Raw genomic sequence first — 19610 nt, forward strand, 5'->3', positions numbered from 1 at the left:
GATCAATTCCTACTTTGACTAAATTCAATGCAAGATTGCCTTAGCGACGATTGCAAGGTCCACAATGTCAACCTTGCCGTCTTTATTTACATCCGCATTCTCATTCCAGTCCGCTTGACCTTGCTGCTTGCCATAAGCCCCTGCAACAATCGCCAAGTCTCCAATAGAAATATTTCCATCTCTATTGACATCTGCCGCTATTTTCTTGGAGTCAAACACGTGAACAGCAGCTTCCAATGCAGCTTTCGCGCTATCCACCTGCTGCTGAGCGGCGTTCGGATTGGTTGCTGTCGCAGTGGCTGCATCGATGGCAGACTGCAATTCCGCTTTGGAGCCAATCGCATACAAACCGTCTTCATTGCCTTCCGCTGCTGCATTGTACTTGGCCTGTGCGTTTGCGATCAACGTATTCAAGAGCGACTTATCTACAGGTACGCTTGGAATACTTATTTGCATCTCGCGGGAGACTCCGCTTACTTGCAGTTCATTTCCCTGTCCATTGGCAATAATGACATTACCTACAGAAATTGATGTAGTGGTTGCCTGAGTGACAGGTTTCGCCGTAAATTTGAAAGTCAACAAGTCGCCTTGAGCCAGCACGCCTTGGTCCGCGCCCACGCTGGCAACCAAAATCCGGACATGCCCTGGGACTGCCTCCTCTTGATCGATGACTTGCAATCCGTCTTTCAGTGAAGTAACCGAATCGAGTTGCAAATTCACTGGATCATATTGGAGAGTCAAATCTTGCGCATACATTTGCTGGTATACACTTTGCGTTACGTTACTCAATCCCATAGTTAGATCAAATGATTGACCAGGGATAACCTGTTGTAGGCCAGTTAAAGTAGCCTGAGGCATTAGCGTTTGTCCGCTAATCGTAATCGTAGCAGTACCTTTTACACCGCTTCCGTCTTCGGCTGTCGCAACCACTTTCACAGTACCGTCTTTTTTAGCCGTGAGCAATCCATTGGCAATTGTCGCTATATCCGTTGCAGTGGCACCATCAGCTTCGTAGACACTCCATGTTACACTGCTGTTAGTTGCATTCGCAGGTAGAACAGCAGCTTGCATTTGCAGTGTGCCGTTTATGACGCTGATCGAACTCGCTCCCCCTGCGCCACTTACAGAAATCGATGTAACTGGCACACTCTGCGCCAATGTGTATGTCTCTCCGGCAACGGTATCGAAGGTAACAGTGGCTTCGCTTTCCCAATTGGGGGCGGTTCCGATGGTGGTTTCAATCTTACGGCCGGATGAGTCAAAGACATCGGTGCCCAGAGCCCATGGAGAGGCAACAGTTAGACTTTTGCCCGCTTCACTCTTGATTGTCACTCTTTGCACTACGTTTGACGCTCCGTCATAAGCAGCGGACACAACGAAGGCTCCCGGCGCGCGCAGTCTAGCAAAGGTTGCGTTCTTTCCGCTCACCCAGTTCGGGAACACCTTCATTACGCCCTGGTCACTCATGAGCAGCATGCTGTTGATCGCCTCGGTCGCGCCGATCTTCTCCACGCCGTGCGTATTATCACTGATTCGCAGATTGGGCTGAATCTGGGCTCTGATCGTGTTGGTCATATATTGCAAGACTGAACCTGCAGGGTATCTGGAGCGAACCGCATCGTTGAAGATTCTAGGGAAATTGTTGATCTGACTCCACGCATTGGTGCCGAACACGTCGATCGTGTTTCTGGCGATCTGCTGTGCGCTCGCCGAGGAGTAGTAACCCAGCTGACCGCCTGGAACAACGATATCAAGCGGGATGATATTTCCGTCACCTGGGACAGGATTAGCCAGATCTACCCACTGACCGCTCTTCCACTCCTTTTCTGCGAGGGAATATACCTGCTTGCTATTCCACACACTGGTCGGCTGCGGAGCGAGGTGATCGAAAATATCCTGCCAGTGCGTTCGCAGACCCGCATCTCTGTCTAACGTGACGCTGGCGGTAATCAATTCAGACAAGACACTCTTGAGCGCCGCAAGTTCAACCGCGGGGTTTTTGGCCCATGAGCCCTCATTGTAACCGGCGTACAAGGTATACGAGTCGCCAGTTTTGTCCAGCCATGCGTCATAGAAGTTCACGCATTTCTTAAGATAGTCATAGACGTAGGTTTCCAGATACGTTTTATCCTGCGTATAGTGGTAATATTGAATCAAAGGATAACTGCTGAAAGCGGCGTTGAGCGCCTCGGACAGATAATGATCATCAGTGACGGTGCCCCACGGTCCAATACCCACCGGATATAAAACCGCGTCAGCGATTCCATTTTGCAGTTCCGGACGGCTGTTAAAGTAGATTGAGTTGATGCTTTTGAGCTGATTCGGGTCCGCAGCGCGTCTCATACCCTCTGGCACATAGCTCAAGATCGCCTCCCCGGCCGGCAGTGACAGGTCAGAGCGGTTGCTGGAGTTGGCTCCGAAAAACGTAGCGATGAAGTTATAGTTGAGATGGTAATCGGAGGACCAGCTAGGGTTGTCAGTGGTGTGCCATACCCCATAAAGTCCAGGGGCTACTTTTCCGGATTTGGCGGTGCTGCCAAGGAGATACTGTGCACCGTAATAGTATTTCTGAACGTCCGCGTAGTCCGGGATGTTGATGTAGGAGGCAGACCAGAAATTTTTCCACCAGCTTTGATGATCGGCCAGCAGGGTCTGAACCTCTTGAGCACCGGTGATCGGAGATAGCAGAGCACTCGCCTCGGAGACCGGATCGGTCGTGAGCAGATTGTTCGTTGCGTCGTAGGTCTTTCCGCCGCCGCCGATTGCTGTGACGATCTGCACCGTCTGACCGGCATCCAGGGTAAACGCCGTGGTGCCCATACCTTTCAAACTGTCGACAGAGACCGTGCTTTCGGCGCCCAGCAACTTGGTTGCCAAAGCCGCCTTCGACGTCCATGAGTTCGGGTTGAGCGGTGCGTTGTTGAACGTCGCCCTTGTGGCTACCGCGTTTCCGTCAACTTTGTTGGCAGTGGCCGGATAATTTGGGTTGTCCGCTTTGCCCCATGTGTTTACCTTCAGATCGACTGGCTGGGTCCCCAAAGACGTGAGTTCTGTAACCAGCATGTTTTTCGAGGACGATAGCCATGTGTTCATTGACAGATTCACACCATTGATAGTTAGCTTGGTCTGGATCTGCGCGTTCAAGATATCCTGCTTCTCATACGTCGGAGTATTTAGAGTTTTGCTATAGAGTTCCAGCTCATGGATACGCAGCACATGCTCTTTGCCCGCCTCAGCAGATGCTTTCGTGACCCACAGCCGCACATAGCGCGCCGTGACCGGAGCAGCAAGATTCCTGTTTACAGTAGCATCGTCGTTGCCTGCCACAGAGTCCATATTGACCCAACCACTCTGCGCTGTGACATTGTCCCAGGTAACGCCACTCTCGTCAGGCAGGTATTGCAGCGCAAAATCCTTGGTGTTGCGCGTGACGGGCTCGCCAACCAAGCTTGCGTTATACATACTGTAGCTGGCAATTGTCTTAGGCTCTCCCAAATCGATGATCGCCCAGTGCGGGTTTGGGATCGCAGGATTTGTGTTGGAGACCCATTTCTTATTGGTATCATTTGATATGCCGTCAACCAACAGTCCCGGACCGAAGCCGGACAGGAAATCAGAAACCTTCACCGGCCGATTCAGCGCAATGTTCGGATTTCCCAGAACAGGTGCTGCTTGCTGCGGACGCTCATAGAGTTCAAACTGTCCGATTCTGGCGCGTGGATTGGGATCGGTGTTGCTCTGCTGCAGCGGATTGGTTATGTACAGCCGGAAATGTGCGGAGGTGACAGGAGCGGTCAGGTTCGCGTCGTACACATCATTTGTATTGTTGTCGACGACGGATACGTCCGTCCACACAGCGCCCGGGCCGCCCGTTTCACTGACTTGCAGACGGAATGCACTCGTGTTGTTCATGCTGAAGCCGCTGCGTACTGCGCCATCGTTCTTGACTACCCAGCGTTGCACGGTGATCGGCGCGTTATACTCGACCTCCAGCCAGTGGGTCCTACCGACCGATGTCACCCAGCCATAGCCGCTAGCGGATGGCTGGAAATTGCCGTTTACCGCTGTGGACGGATAGAAGGCGTCATGGGTTGAACTCGCCGTAACAGCTTTGTAAGTCGGGGCTAAATTTGGATTGCTATCCTGAACGGTTTTCTGTTGGATCGTGACGCCGCCGATGGGCAGAGGTTTAGTATTATTGTTTCCGCTATTAAACACACCTTTCAGATCTCCCGCCGAAATGAAGTCAGACTTTGAGATCAGGAATGTCTTTTGCTCTTTCGCCCCTGCCGATGTTATACCCACATCACCGTTGCCTAGTAACGCTGTGTTGGGCATTTTGTCGGAAATGGCGCCACTGTATCCGTCGCCGTTCCATTCGCCGTAATTCTTGCCTACGATCTCACGGATGGTTCCCCAGTCATCTGTACCCGCTGATTCTGCGAACTGCGTTCCCTGGACGCCTTCAGCCGCTAACACGGATGGCAAACTCAAGACCGAAGCACTTAAACAAAGACTAATGGTCAGCACCTGAGAACCAAATCGTCTCAGTGTTCTTGAAAGTTTCATCGTGAATCCTCCTATTATCGGATTATTATGATTCAAACCAACAAGTCGCGAAATATGTATGAAATTTGACTCATCACTGGCTAAGAACTACACAGCACACCCATATTCCATTCGTCCATTTGCATTCATATTGCCAAGCGTGGTTATACCTGCATCCCCGTTTCCGAGAAGTGAAGCATTTGTTGTTTTATCTGTATTCGCTTGCGATGGAGGAGTAATTAAAGATACTTTTGTATTGCTGGACAAACCTTAATGCTTGATTGGCTGTAGTCGTATCAGCTTTAACCGTCATCACGCCAAAGGGGCTTACTTCTAATCTAGAAGCACTCAACAGGGTAAATAACATAATCATTGCAAATCTTTTTATACATTTTACTCTAACATTCATTTACCTCCTTTAGATTGAGTTAACTTTTCTTAAATCATATCCATGTAAAAGTGGAGAATTCATTGATGCCTTATTCAATTAACTTTTTTAATCTCGGGAATGACCACCCCCTAAATTGAAGCGCTTTCAAATATTGATTCAAATAAAGCTTGAATTAGATATATAACACTCTCATTCAAGCAATTACGAAATGTATTCCTTAATAACATGCCTAAGCGCTCGTTAAATGTAATCTCATATGAATCATTTGCTTGGATTTCAGACTCACATGCACGCCATTATTCGAAAGCAGTCCTTCCGACTCCAGTGAATTATTCTCAATAACAGTTTTATCTTCTTCCAATACGTTAACGACAGACGCTGATGTTATGTGGTGTTTTGGAAAACGCAATTGAGTGTCAACGGATTCATTTTTCACATTAACAAGTCGTAAAATCACTCCGTTGCCGTCTTCTGCCTGTTTGATATCGTATAGTACGGCTCCATCCCCCTTACACTCTATCCACTGGCCAGATTGGCCCTCCGCGCAATGAATGACAGGCAAAGCCAGAACGGGTGTAATAGCTCGTGTCCCCGCCATTGTTGCTTGCGTTTCATCGAAATTTTGGAAAGTAGAAAGTACATACGTAAAAGAGGCATATCCTGGCTGATGGGCACGGTAGTTCGTGTCCCAGTAATTGTTCATTGGCCATGCAAGCAGTAGCGGGTTTGGGTCTCTAGGAATTTCTTTCTGTTCCTTGCCGAAATTAAAGCCGCCAACCTGAACAAGAGGTGCATCTGGACAAGCAAGTGTAACACCTTTGAAGCCGTCATACATGGATACCTGCTTATCAACAGTTATCCAATCACGACACACGCCTGGCAGCTGTTCTTTATCCAGTTCAACCATTTGCCCTGCTGTGTCATAGTGACACTGCCACTTATCTAACTGGAGTGGGAAAGCAAAATAGGTTCCTTCCGGAGTCGTAATGTCCTGTTTATGGAAAGAGGCTTTCAGCTCAATTTCCGGACGGTAATTGAAAAAAGTAATCCGCTGTTCCAAATTACTGACTCCCGGGGCATCCCATTTCAAAACAAGTGTAGCCGAGTTTGCCGCCCGTTCAACCATGCATTGTTTCAGACTTGTATAGGTACTTCGTTTGGCCTTCCACTCATGGTTCCAGACGCTGATACTATTGTTACCTTTCTCTATATCCCGCGGAAAGATGGTACTTCGATCTTCCGGATGATAGAGCGGATCAATCGTTTCCTGCACGTACTGAAAGAAAGTCCATGGACTAGAGGAATCAAGGACATGCCATTTTAATTTTTTATCATACACTCCAGTGATTCTTCCAGTAGTAGAATCGAACGTGCAGATATGATGGGGCGTTTCTATGCGACCATTTTCAACAACAATGTCATTTGCTTGTTCCTGAATCTGCATAGATTGGAAAGGAATCTCCCTCCAACTGAAAGGTTTTAGCTCCACGGTTCCATAGCTGTCACCGGATTCCATTCGTTCATGATTCATCAATACATGACGCATTCTGTCAGCCGCAAGATGGCAACCCTCTATCTGGAATGCGGATGGAATCCGAATTTCATAGGTTAGAGTCGCTGGAGAAGGGTTGACCAGAAGTAAACCTTCCGGCTTATCGGATTGGAGCGGATTGTGTGCCAACTTTTCCATTTGCTTGCCGAGCAAGAATCCCGTTAAGCTGTTCGCCTGATAGGCATAATGGGCTTTATGCATCCACTGAATCGCTACATTCAGATGCTCCGGCTCTGTAGTGGAATTAAATGCTCCCCATGTATGTTCATCGAATAATTGAATTTGCTCCCATGCCTGTTTCTTAACGATCTGATAGGGAAGTTCTTGTATAGGCTCAAAAGCATCTAATAGTTCGACTGCTTTCATTCCTTGTTTTGTCTTGCGGCTCAGTTTAACTTCCTTTGCTGAGCTGGCGGATCCGAAATTCCAGTAATCCGTCCAATCACCAGCATGAACAGATAGCTTTTGTTCATGTCTTTTCACTCGCTCATATAATTGTTCTGGTGTAACAAAGGAAATCGTCTGTTCATGCCCTTCTTCATTCCATTTCCGAAGCAGAGAAGCAAGTTCCCGATCAGGTGGATTATTATCGTAAAGCGGCAAATTTGTAGCCGTTAAATAAGCAAAATCGAATGGATAATCCGGCATATCCTCGAATCTTTTCAAATATTTTGCAAGTCCATCCGCAATGACCTGGGTATCCCTCTCATGCAAATTACAAATTTGTCCGAATAACGAGTAATGCTCCCCATGGAAAGTAAGCAACTTACGCTTATCTGGAGCCTCCCAATGGAATGCCATCGGTCTAGTTAAGGGAATACCACCGAAGTGTACATTAATCCCCATCATGAAAAATTCTACGCCGGCATCCATGAGCAATTGACTATACGGCCAAGGTTGACCGTTTACATCATGATGGATCGCCGTCTTTATACGAATATCAAATTGGTCACGTAATTTCTTGACAGCGCTTAACATTTTGGCTAAAACTTCCGCGGAGCAGAGCGGTGCTGTATGCATAAAAGAAGCACTTATGCTCATTTGCCCGTTATGCAGATAATGCTTGAATTTTTCTATTTGCCGTAGATCTGAGGTTTCCAACCACTTTAAAACAACGTAAGAGGATTCGCAGGTCCAACGAAATTTGCAATTCTCAGGCCAATCCTCCGTTTGCTCACAAAGAAGAAGCGCTTGATCGATATATTCCTTCTGTAATTCCAGTAAAATTGGTTGAGCATGCGTATAGCCTACATCCAGATGACTGTGGTGCAGCACCAGTATCTCTTTGATCTTCGTCACATTTGTCCCCTCCATAGTTGCTTATCACTTAACTCTATTTTACTGGCTAGATTTATCAAGAATAAGGTGAAAATTCTTCGATTTCTTCTGTTATTCTACTGTTTCATGTTTTTCTGATATTCTGAAGGCGAGAGCCCCTTCATCTTCTTGAATACGTGCGTAAAATATTTATAATCTTGGAAACCCACTTTGGAGCTTATCTCATAAAGTGGTATCGTAACTTCTGTTTTTAACAATCTAATAGCTTCTTCTATTCTTATTCCATTTAAATATTCAGTAAAAGAAAGACTCATTTCCTGTTTGAATTTATGACTAAAATAGTTAGGGGACTGTTGAATATGATCGGAAACCTCTTTCACCGAGATATCCTCATGAAAATGATTCTGGATATACTTCAATGCTGCTTTTGTCCCCTTTGTACCCGATGTCTGGTGTACATATTGCAACTTATCGTACACTCCCTCAAATACACGGATCGTAAAGTCACGATAGTCATTTAAAGTATCTAACTGATCCAATTGTTCAATGCTAGCAAAATCAGTTTCGAAAATTTTTGTAATAGCCGTAAACTTCTGCATTATCACCTGTTCAGCAACATGAAGATATTGTTTGCAGATTTCAGTTAATTCCTTTCTTGAAAACCTACGTTCATGTTGAAAAACACTAAACTCCCTACCAATGCATGTTTTTAAAACAGAAAATGAAGGTTCCTGAAACCCTTTCCATATTTCCTCCTCAGGAAGCTTATATGAAAAAGTTCGGTCCTCCTTTCTTTGTAATTCAAAAAAGTAATGAATACCACTAGGACCACTGTACAATTTCGTTTGGATTGCCTGAAGAGCTTGTTGATATAATACGGGGAGACAATCCAGTTCCTCCTCGTTACTAACTCCAATGGAGATTGTGCATGCAAAGTTACACTTAAAAATATCGTTTAAATGATTCCACCATTTTTCCAATTCAAAGACCCGGTTCTCAGAATTCATAATAAGCATGTAATTTTTCAATGAAATACTATGAATAATTCCTGGTATTTTTTTAGCTTCTTCTTTGAGAATTTGTTGGAGACGTTCTTTCGATTCTTTTTTATATATATTTTCCTGATTTTCATCGATTTGCAAATAACAAATTCGGAATGAGCTTCCTGGCTTCCATTTTAAACTTTGGGAGAAAAAATCTTTAACATTGGGAGTTTCCTTAAAATCGTTATTTACAACGTCATGAAAAAGTCGATCACTCAAATATTCATCAAACAATGAGATTTGGGATTTTTCACTTTTAATTTTCTCTATTGCTTTTTTTACCACAGTTAGTAAGCGCTTAATATTCACTGGCTTTAACTCATAGTCCAGAACCTCGTATTGCAGAGCTTTTTTGGCGTATTCAAACTCAGAATATCCGCTTAAAATAATAAATTTACAATCCGAAGAGATCTCTCTCACTGACTTAATTAACGTCAGACCGTCCATCTTTGGCATGCGTATATCGGTAATAACAATTTCCGGTACATGTTGTTTATATAGTTCTAGTGCTGAGACTCCATTGTCTGCAATAAATACTTCTTGCAGCCCCAAACTTCGCCAATCTATTCCTTGCTGCAATCCTGTTCGAATTTGAATTTCATCATCTACAATCAGCATTTTCATGTTGATTATTCCTCTCATTACATGCTACTAATTCTTTTAACCACTGGGATCATTATATCAACTTTACTTCCTTTACCAATCTGGCTATAAAATTGAACTCCAAACCCAGTGCCGTATTTCAATTGAATCCGGTTGTGGATATTTCGAAGAGCATATCCGGATTCCGTTTCATCACTATCTAGCATTCGGCGAATTCGTTTTTCATCTGTTCCTGCGCCATTGTCTTCCACACATATTCGGATCAGGGAATCTTCTTGCTTAATCGAAATCTGAATACAGCCTTCCAAAACCATATCTATGAACCCATGTTGAATGGAATTTTCAATCAATGGCTGCAGAATAAAATGGGGGCATTCTAATTGGAGTGTGTTTTCATCCACATCTACAATAAATTCATAAATATAATTAAATCGAAAATTCATGATACGCATATAATTGTTCACATGCTCTACTTCTTGTTGGACTGTTGTAAAATAATGCTCCTGCTTTAAAGAATATCTAAACATGTTAGATAATACTTCTAATTGATCCGCGACTGTATCTACTTGACTTTTTATCGCAACCCACCGAATGGAATCCAATGTATTGTATAGAAAATGCGGATTGATTTGCATGCTAAGCAATTGTAACTTTGCTTCCTTCTCTTTTAATTCGCTGGTGTATACTTTTTCAATTAGATCTTTCAAATCTAAAGCCATTTCTTTAAATTGAAATCCTAATTGCCCAATTTCATCTTTTTTCTGATTCTGTATCTGTATCTCAAGATTCCCTCGTTTTACTTTGTCCATTTCACGCTTCAATAACTTTATAGGTCGAATAATGCCATTATTTTGTATGACAGAAAACACAACGCCAAAGAGCAAGCAAATCAAGATAGCGACCATTATCAAAATTTTAAGGAATTTTTGTGGTTCATTGATTTGTGAATCGGCTATTATTTTTAATACATGCCAACCGTTATTCATGGTATAGAAAAAAACCGACATCTTTTTTTCATCCACCATCATTTGAAAATAACCTTCACTTCCCCGCATGGCACTACGGACATAGCTTTGATTATTAATATTTGTTCCAATTTCACTTTTATTTATTGATGATACGATTTGACCAGATTCATCGATGATCTTCGTTTGGGAAGTTGCCCAAACATCATTTTCGGTATAAGCTTGCTCTAATGCACGTTCGTCCACGTTTAGTACTTCAATTGAAAGCAATTTAAATTTGTTAATATCATTGATTGCTCTTACTAAAAATACATCATCTTTATTGTGGGCCCACAACGGAATTCCATTATTATCGACTGCTTTTTGTAATAATTCCGCGTTTACATTTTCCTTATAAGTTCCAAAATGATAAATTAAGTTCTGCCCTTTCACGAGGAGGAAGAACTTAATATAGGGCTGCATTTTTAACTCCTGTTGGAGAAAAAAATTGATTCCGTTCGTATGCATAACGAACTCATATTGAGAACTTTGTTCGTTCAAAGTGGAAAGCTGTTGGACATCCTCATTCCCCAGTACCTTCAATGACAAATTTTCTGCATTAGAAACGATTTGGTTTAGACGAAACTGGGTTTGCTTAAATGATTGAAACACAGCTTCCCTCGATTTAGAGCCAATAATTTCAGAAGCTTTGGAAAGAATGATACTTGATGCCAACAACAGCGGAAGAATAACTAATAAAAATAAATAAATAAAAAATTTCTTTTGGATAGACATCATATTCTCCGTTTTAACAGCTTTTTTTTAGATTACTAATTAATAATACCATGACCTCCCCCAGTTAACGTCACTGAATTACCTTCATTTATTTTTAAATGAAGATAATCAGATGAATACAAAGCGATTATGTGTGGCTTAGCCTTTTACCGCACCACCAGTTAGCCCTTGAACAAAATGCTTTTGAGAAGATAAGAATAATATGATTAGAGGAACCATAACGATACAAATTGCAGCAGATAGCGGTCCCCAATCCGTCCCCATCTGGGTTTGAAAAGCTAATATGCCTAGTGGTATCGTTCTAAATGTAGAAGCTGACATTGAAACGGTAGTCCAAAGAAGTTCACCCCATAAACCAAAGTTTAAGATAGCTACGGTCAAGAGCGTCGGTATCATAATCGGCATGATAACCTTTCCAAAAACCAAGGTATCGCTTGCTCCATCAACCTTAGCCGCCTCCAGCAGTTCATTAGGAATAGAAAGAAAAAAATTGCGAAATATATAAGTTGCAGTCGGAACGCCCCATCCAATAAAAGGAACAATTAATGTGTAGGCTTCTCCTAACAGTTTTAATTTACTCATCATAATATAAAAGGGCATTAGTATGGATTCCGATGGAAACATGGTTGGAACAAGTATAACCATCATGATGAATTCAGCTTTAGGAACACGCAATCTCGCAAGAGAGTAACCAGCAAGTGAAGAAAAAAGTAAAATCCCTGCAATGGAAAGCGATACGACATAAAAACTATTTAAGAAGAAGTGCCCTATTTCTCCTTGGGACCATGCTTTCGAATAATTACTCAAGCTAAATTTCGATGGTAAAGCCCAAATATTAAATAAAAACTCTTGCGTTGATTTTAAAGATGTCATAAACACAAACAGTAGCGGAAATACCGTGAGGAAAGTAATGAGTAAAACGATGATTCTGGGAACCCATATCCTTGCTGTTAAGTTTTTATCAATATTCATAGGATTCCCCCCTCAGCAGTCTTCTTGCCACAAGCACTGTCAAAAGCAACATTCCCGTAAACAATGCTCCCATGGATGCGGCATAACCGAACTGATTATAACTGAATGCACTGTCGATCATGTACATGGAGACAGTCTTCGACATCGTTCCAGGGCCACCATTAGTTAATATTCTCACTGAATCAAATGTGCGAAATGCAGAAATCAAGGTTAATACAACACACAATTGGATGATAGGTTTAATAAGCGGCAGGACGATCAATACAAATTGGCGTACATAGCTAATACCTTCTAGTTTACTAGCCTCAAATAATGACTTGGGTATCATCTGCATAGCTGTAAAACAGAGCATCATTGTAATCCCCATGTTCTTATAGACATCTACAACGACAATGCTTGGCAATACAGTTGAAGGCTCTCCTAACCAAACGTGCGTTAAAGACTTAAGTCCAATACTTTCTAATGCTTGATTCAAGACACCAGTGGGACTAAAAATAAAGGTGAACAAAATGGCGATAATTGAGCTTGGAACCATAGATGGAGTGAAAAGGGTAAATCTAAAAAACGCCCCCTCTTTTGCTCCTAGAGGGTATATAAAAGCAGCTAACAATATGCCAATAGTGACAGAAAATAAGGTTATACCTACACCTAAATAAGCCGAATGATAAAAGCTAATTAAGGCTGTCTGATCGTGAATAAGATGCGTATAGTTTTTGAATCCAATCCACTTACGGTTTAAGAACCCATCCCATTGTTGAAATGATAAGACTAAGTTCCATATGAATGGAATGTAAGACACAAACATTATTAGGATCAGTACCGGAATTAGAAATACAAAGCCGATGATCCTATCTCCTCGTACTTTAATTATATTGTTCTTCATTACACGATTCTCCATATCATGGTCCCAAAGTGGTTAGTAGTTGAAATACACTCGCCGAACTACGCGATATGAGGTTCATGTCGACCCGTTCAACGAGTGTATTTTGGCTCTTGCTGTATTTTGTTTACTTGCTACTTAAAGCTTCTTTACGCAAAGCTTCAATATCGCCTTGAATTCCTGGGATATTGCCACCTTGCAAGTACAGTTTTGGCAGAAGCTGATTTGTAAAGTAATCCTGTATTTTACCATTTGCATATGTGAAACCAGCTGGATTTGCTATTGCGTGATCATACAAAGCTGAAAGTTGAGTAATTATTGGATCTTTATATTGCACCTTTTTGCTAGAAACCAAGAAGCCAGCATCTGCATGCAATTGCAGATATTCAGGGCTTGTTAACTTTTTCATAATTTCAACAGCAGCTTCTTTATGAGGTGCATTTGAAGGAATCATGAATCCATCAGCACTTCCCGTATAAGCTAATTTGTCACCCATTGTCGGAATAGGCAAAGCAACATATTTAAATTTCGCGTTTGTGCTAATAGTTGCAACAAGGGATGAAGCTTCTGCGATCATGGCTACCTTACCTTGATAAAAAGCAGATTGCTCCTCATCACGCTTTATAGTTAAAGCACCTTTTCCAGGATACCAATAATCCCCATCATTCAGCTTTTTCACATTCGTAAGCATTGTAGCGAACATTGGATCAGTAGCAGGAATTTTCATATTTGCCAAATCATCAAGCTTTCCTTGGGCAGCACCAAGGCTTTCAAGACCTTCCCTCGGCATGATAACAGCCAGATCATTTGACGCTCCGAAGGGATAAACACCCGTTTTTTCTTTGATTTGCTGCATTGTCGCGATAAACTGATCCCAGTTCCAATTATCCGGGATTTTCACACCTGCTTTGTCCAGTAGATCTTGGTTTGCAAAAATCAGAGGAAAAACACCGCTAATCGGGATACCATAAGTTTTGTCACCATATTTACCCGTATTCAACATCGAAGTGAACTGGTTTTTCCATTCTCCATTGTTAGCATCCAAGTAAGGCGTTAAATCCGTAATCATATTGGCATCAATCATCGGCTTTAGAGAATTAGGCCAATAGGTATAAATATCTGCAGGTTGTCCAGAGGCAATCCCTGTCTTTACGACTTTGTCCAGATTACCCCAATCAACCGGAATCGTCTCAATATCGTACTTGCCTTTGAAGTCTTCTTTTAATTTTGCCAGAATAGGTACAAATGAAGGGAACTCCTTAATATCGCCATACATGACTACTTTTGTAGGGGTTGATTGGGCCTTCGGGCTAGCCGTAGCCGCTGAACTTTGTGTACTCGTAGGCGTACTGCTAGCGTTACTACAACCAACTAAAGCTGTTACAAGCAGGAGATTTAATGAAGCAAATACTATCCCTTTTTTCATTTCTTTACCCCCAGATGTTTTGATATCGTCATGACCGATTCCTCTTTATTGTAAGGGCTTTCTTTTATGACGAAAAGGAACTAAAACTTCGAAATGTTCCAAAATTCTACGATTGAGATATGCTCAGATCGTTGGTTATCTATCGGTAGCATTGTATTACCGGTTGTGGTGCAAAGCTCTAAAACATGATTAGACAAGCAAATTGGAAATATCTTTATAGAACAGTGGATTCAACGGGTAAGACGATTGATTTCATGTTGTCTGAAAACCGAGATGTTCCCGCAGCCAAACGATTTTTCGAGAAAGCATTGACTTCACCACACAATCAATCGCCGCGCGTGATCACCGTCGATAAAAACCCAGCTTACCCTACCGCAATCCAGCAATTGAAGGACGAGAAAACTATGAATCAAGAAACAGTACTGCGACAAAAGAAATATCTCAACAATATTATTGAACAAGATCATCGATTCATAAAGAAAGTCATTAAACCAATGCTGGGATTCAAGTCTATTGGTACTGCAGAGAAAACAATTGCCGGGATAGAAGTCATGCATATGATAAAGAAAGGGCAGGTCGAATGCAAGCATTCGTCTGTCCTTTCTGCAGTAGAATTAATTAATAAAATGTTTGGTATGATAGCATAGTCAAACAACAATATGACGACTATCTTTGATCTGTTTTAATCGTTGCACCTGGTATTGTGGCATAGTTAAAATCGTTCCGATCGAGATCAAATCCTCAAGATCTTCTCCCGTATTATCGAATTTTTTGAGGTTGTGGACACGAAGCAACGTAAAATAATAAAGACCTGATTTCTCAGGTCCTTGAAATTAACTTTATCCCAGATCATTCCAATCGGCGGCACAGCGAAATCCCATATTACCTGATGAACTATCCGGTGTATTTGCCGATCTTGCGGCTACACGATACCGATTACAATAAGATTTATGGCATAAGTAGGAGCCGCCTCGCATCACCTTGGATTGCCCGGTTGGCGGTCCCTTTGAATCCACCGGCTTCGCCCGCAAATGATAATCCCGGCTAAACCAATCCGAGCACCACTCCCAAACATTCCCGGAAACTTGATAAAGGCCATATCCGTTTGGATGAAAAGCATGTACAGGCGCTGTTCCGATGTAGCCGTCACTGGCGTTATTTTTAATAGGGAACTTTCCCTGCCAAATATTACACATATACTGACCATCCGGTTTTAAAATATCTCCCCAGGGATACTTCTTCTGAACGAGATCGCCTCGTGCAGCGTACTCCCATTCCGCTTCCGACAACAGTCGTTTGCCGGCCCATTTACAGTACGTTGCCGCATCGTTCCAGGAAATATGCACAACCGGATGATCCATCCGATCGTCAATTGAGGAATCCAGGCCTTCCGGTTGCCTCCAATAGGCACCTTCCACATTCCACCACCATGGCGATGTTTGCACTACCTGTGTGACCTTATTAGCCGTCTCTTTAGAGACCAAAATATGGAAAACATAGGACCACCCAAACCTCTCAGCATCCGTTTTAAAGCCTGTTGCATCAACAAATTGTTTATATTCGGCGTTTGTGACCGCATAAGGCGATACGTAAAAGGGACTGACGGCTACACGGCGGACAGGCCCCTCTCCATCTGAAGGAAAGCCTTCTTGATCATCCGTCCCCATGAGGAAAGTACCGCCTTCCAGCAGAATCATTCCTTCTTTTGAGTCGGCGGACCGCACCGTTTTAAGAGAGAATGATGTCTCAAGCGAAACGGAAACCTGTGAGGAGGCTTGCCTTGAAGCTGAGCAGCACGACGGTTTATTTTCCATTTCAAAGTCCTCCTGAAAGTTAAGCTAACTATAATTTGCTACGCCTGAAGGGTTGTACAGCATACAGCTAGCCCTAAGCGTTCATACTGCTCCGCAGGCGCTTCGTTTTCCTCCATCAGGCGCTTCAACAGCTCGATCATTCTCCACTCTACCTCTGGGAGATTAGTTAACGGATTCTGCTGAAACGGATCCTTCTGCAGGTCATATAGCAGCGTACCGAAAGAGTGATAATGGTTGTAGCCAGCCGCTCTGATCTTCATCGTTTGAACGTCCTTCGTAAAGGAGAATGGCGCCTGAAGCCTGATTTCTTGCAGCTCCTGTACGGAGAATCGGCTACGCATATGAGTAGGCATTAGAGTGTAATTATACAAAGGTGTATTATCCTTGGAGAGCGGAGCCCGCATGTATACGTATTTGCCATCGGTCACATTTACATGCGCCCCATGCAAGCCGAATAGCGCAGCTTCACGAACTTCCTTATCCTGTGCGATCGTATGCTCAAGATCCTTACCCTGCATATCCGGAGGAATGTCCACACCGAAATATCTTAGCAGTGTTGGAGCCAAATCGATCGTCTGTACGAGACTCTGTCTTCGTTCATTGCATGCACCGTTGCGGGGATCCCAGATGAATAAAGGCATGTGGGCGATTTCGTTATAGAACGGCATGATCGTCTTCGCCCACCAATCATGCTCACCAAGCAAATAGCCATGATCCGTGTTGACGATGAGCATCGTATCCTTCCATAGATCCAGCTCATCCATCGTATCAAGCACCTTGCCCAAATAATGATCGCACATGCTGAGCAATGCGGCATATTCGTAGCGGACGTGCTCGATCTCCTCCTTTGTCTCCTTAACCGGACCGTACGGCGGCCAGTCAAAGTGTTTACCTTCATAAGTGTGAGGGTACAAGTCTCGATAAGCCTGCGGCGCATAGAAAGGCTCATGTGGATCGAACGTTTCAATCTGCAAGAACCACCGGTCCGCCTCCCGGTTATGGCGTATAAACTCAAGGCCCTTCTCCATTGTCTGGGCCTGCGGGAAATCCTTTTCCTCCCGAATGTATGTCCGATTGATCCAATCCTGACGGATGAGCTGGTGCATCTCCTTCATGGCGACCATTTCGGGCAGTTCGGGCTCAGCCACTTCGCCCTTCCAGGGATCCCCCTCCTGCCCGCGGATTAATTCGAATGAGCTGTAACGGGTGTGGTAGGTTCCTCCGCCGTCCTCCCAATAATGCTGGTGATCGGTAACGAGGTGGGTATACACGCCGTTTTTCTTTAATAATTCAGGCATAGAGTCATCAAATGGCTCCATCGGTCCCCAGCTGCGGTGCAGGAAGTTGTACCTTCCGGTCTGAAGTTCCCGACGCGCAGGCATACAAGGCATGCTTCCTACGTAGGCCTGATCGAATGTCACCGTCTTCTCTGCTAGCCGCTTAAAGTTCGGTGCATGGATCCAATCGCAGCCATAAGGAGGCAGCATATGTCTATTTAGTGTATCAAACATCAGCATAATCGCTTTCATGGGTTACCCTCACTTTCTGACTTGTTTTGGATGAGATGGAGCGGCAACCGAATCGAAGCAACAGTTCCGCGCCCCTCGAAAGCGTCAAGGCTAAGCCCGTAGGAGCTTCCGTACTGCAGCACGATGCGAGCGTGCACGTTCGCAATGCCGAGGTTCGGCTGTTTGCCGTACTCATGTAGCGCGTTCTCTGAAAGCTGCTTCAGCATTGCTTGAATCTGCTCCAATCGCTCCTTGCGAATGCCCGGACCGTTATCTGCTACCTCAATGACGAGATCAGACCGGTCATCGAAAGCATTCACGATGATAGTTCCTTTCCCTTGCTTTGCTTCAATGGCATACTTGACCGCATTCTCGACGAGCGGCTGCACAATCAGCTTGGGGATCAAGCAATTCATAAATTTCTCGTTGACGCTAAACTGACTGCGGAACGTACCCGGAAACCGAATATGAACGATCGACAAAAAATGTTTCAGCTGTGTCAATTCTTCCTCCAGCCTCACAATAGCATTCATATCCTGCGCCGTGTAACGGTAGAAGTTCGCCAGACTACGGGCCATCTTCACGATCTCCGGCATATCCTCCAGATAAGCCATACTTTTAATGATATCCAACGAATTATACAGGAAATGAGGATTAATCTGATTTTGAAGCGCCTTCACCAACGCTTCCTTCTCCCGAAGCTGAAGGCTGACCTCCTGCAGTCTCATCGTGCTCACGGTGTCCAGCAACTGGCTCACCTGCTCGATCATCATGTTGAAACTTCGGTTTAAATACTGAAATTCATCATATCCCGATGTATAAGAGGCGCGAACATGCAGGTCTCCCCGTTCTACACTGCCCATCACCTGTCGCAAGTGCAGGATCGGCTTCACGAAGGCGCGAGATATGAACGGCACCACCAAAACAATGCAGCATGCAACCATGACGAAGGCAAGAATCATCGTGTTAGGTGTATGTTTGGCTGCCGATGCCATCTCCTCGTAGGGGACAATCGACACGAACGACCAGCCTGTCGTATCCGACCGGGTCACAGCAACCAGTGTTCGCCTCCCCTCCCATTGCTGAATCGAGGCCTTTTCGTTATTGGATAAATCGAGCTGCCTTAACGCCGTTTGCTCTCGAGGCAAGCCGAGCCACTTATAATTCGGATAATAAACAATCCCATCCTGTTCGGAGACAATAAAGAAGTGGCCCTGCGGAGCAAGGCTGGACTTTTCGAAAGTACGCTGAATTTCGTCCAAGTTAAAATCGATCACCAGCTTCCCGAGCAGATCCATGTTTTCAACACTGTAAATCGGCATCTCTAGCGAGAGAACCCTTACATCCTCGATCACATACTTCACTGCATGGGTCGGAATGACTTCTGCCTTATCAGGGATGCCATTCTGATACCAGGGTTCCTGAGCGAGCATCTCCTCCGAACGCAAAGCCAGGTTGGTCATAGCCAATGTGCGGCCGTCGGGCGTACGCAGGAACATCCCTACAATCTCCGGATAATTCAGAGCAACATATCTCCTCAGCACATTCTGAACGTTCTGCTGCTCCTCGAGAGACGCTTGCTGCCCGTATTTCATCCATCGCTGGACAAGCTCTTCCTTAGCCACAGAGGACGTCGATTTGGTCAGCTGGTAAATATAGAAGTCGATATGATGATTGAGCCGAAGCGTCGCTTCCTGGGAGATGCGGTGGAAATCCCCTTTAATACTGTTATTGTATAAGTGATACGATAAAAATCCCATCAACAGAATGGTGAGCAAGCCCACCAGCAGCAAGGCAACTGTCAGCTTTGTTTTGATAGAGAAACGAAAGTGAAGGCGTCCAAAAATATACTTCAT

At 44.1% G+C, this 19610-nt stretch carries 11 protein-coding genes and 2 pseudogenes; 1 reads left to right on the top strand and 12 read right to left on the bottom strand.

Annotated features, from left to right (window positions below; translation table 11 throughout):
• Window positions 1–24: 24 nt before the first annotated feature.
• The 8 genes from J2Z65_RS20325 to J2Z65_RS20360 all read right to left on the bottom strand — a co-directional run bounded on the left by J2Z65_RS20325 (window position 25) and on the right by J2Z65_RS20360 (window position 14432).
• Complete coding sequence (locus tag J2Z65_RS20325; RefSeq protein ID WP_167057255.1) at window positions 25–4569, bottom strand: discoidin domain-containing protein; 4545 nt, start codon at window positions 4567–4569, stop codon at window positions 25–27.
• A 187-nt stretch (window positions 4570–4756) separates the two neighbouring features.
• Window positions 4757–4957: a hypothetical protein gene (locus J2Z65_RS20330; protein WP_167057258.1), complete on the bottom strand. Its 201-nt coding sequence runs from the start codon at window positions 4955–4957 to the stop codon at window positions 4757–4759.
• 211 nt (window positions 4958–5168) lie between these two features.
• Window positions 5169–7790 (bottom strand): glycoside hydrolase family 38 N-terminal domain-containing protein, encoded by a 2622-nt coding sequence (locus tag J2Z65_RS20335; RefSeq protein WP_167057261.1) that lies wholly within the window; start codon window positions 7788–7790, stop codon window positions 5169–5171.
• A 95-nt stretch (window positions 7791–7885) separates the two neighbouring features.
• Window positions 7886–9436 carry a response regulator transcription factor gene (locus J2Z65_RS20340; protein ID WP_167057264.1) on the bottom strand — a complete coding sequence of 517 codons (1551 nt, stop codon included), beginning with the start codon at window positions 9434–9436 and terminating at the stop codon, window positions 7886–7888.
• Window positions 9437–9453: 17 nt separating this feature from the next.
• A complete protein-coding gene (locus J2Z65_RS20345) occupies window positions 9454–11157 on the bottom strand; it encodes a sensor histidine kinase (protein WP_193580898.1) in 1704 nt (567 codons plus the stop codon).
• Window positions 11158–11292: 135 nt separating this feature from the next.
• On the bottom strand, window positions 11293–12126 hold the full coding sequence (locus J2Z65_RS20350) for a carbohydrate ABC transporter permease (protein ID WP_167057270.1): 834 nt from the start codon (window positions 12124–12126) through the stop codon (window positions 11293–11295).
• Window positions 12116–13009, bottom strand: a complete 894-nt coding sequence (locus J2Z65_RS20355; RefSeq protein ID WP_167057273.1) for a carbohydrate ABC transporter permease — start codon at window positions 13007–13009, stop codon at window positions 12116–12118. Before J2Z65_RS20355 ends, J2Z65_RS20350 begins: the two co-directional genes overlap by 11 nt.
• Window positions 13010–13133: 124 nt before the next feature.
• The gene (locus J2Z65_RS20360; RefSeq protein WP_167057276.1) at window positions 13134–14432 is read right to left on the bottom strand and encodes an ABC transporter substrate-binding protein; all 1299 of its coding nucleotides are present in this window, start codon (window positions 14430–14432) and stop codon (window positions 13134–13136) included.
• A gap of 194 nt (window positions 14433–14626) precedes the next feature.
• Here J2Z65_RS20360 and J2Z65_RS20365 point away from each other — a divergent pair.
• A pseudogene (locus tag J2Z65_RS20365) lies at window positions 14627–15079 on the top strand (IS6 family transposase); the annotation flags it as partial.
• A gap of 69 nt (window positions 15080–15148) precedes the next feature.
• Here J2Z65_RS20365 and J2Z65_RS35375 read toward each other — a convergent pair.
• The 4 genes and pseudogenes from J2Z65_RS35375 to J2Z65_RS20380 all read right to left on the bottom strand — a co-directional run.
• Window positions 15149–15226, bottom strand: a pseudogene (locus tag J2Z65_RS35375) (flagellar biosynthesis protein FliA); the annotation flags it as partial.
• A 45-nt stretch (window positions 15227–15271) separates the two neighbouring features.
• Complete coding sequence (locus J2Z65_RS20370) at window positions 15272–16246, bottom strand: formylglycine-generating enzyme family protein (protein WP_167057280.1); 975 nt, start codon at window positions 16244–16246, stop codon at window positions 15272–15274.
• Window positions 16247–16284: 38 nt separating this feature from the next.
• Window positions 16285–17775, bottom strand: coding sequence for a sulfatase (locus J2Z65_RS20375; RefSeq protein WP_167057283.1), 1491 nt, complete (start codon window positions 17773–17775; stop codon window positions 16285–16287).
• Window positions 17772–19610 carry a sensor histidine kinase gene (locus tag J2Z65_RS20380; RefSeq protein WP_167057286.1) on the bottom strand — a complete coding sequence of 613 codons (1839 nt, stop codon included), beginning with the start codon at window positions 19608–19610 and terminating at the stop codon, window positions 17772–17774. Before J2Z65_RS20380 ends, J2Z65_RS20375 begins: the two co-directional genes overlap by 4 nt.

The sequence above is a fragment of the Paenibacillus aceris genome (assembly GCF_017874035.1).
GTDB lineage: Bacteria > Bacillota > Bacilli > Paenibacillales > NBRC-103111 > Paenibacillus_E > Paenibacillus_E aceris.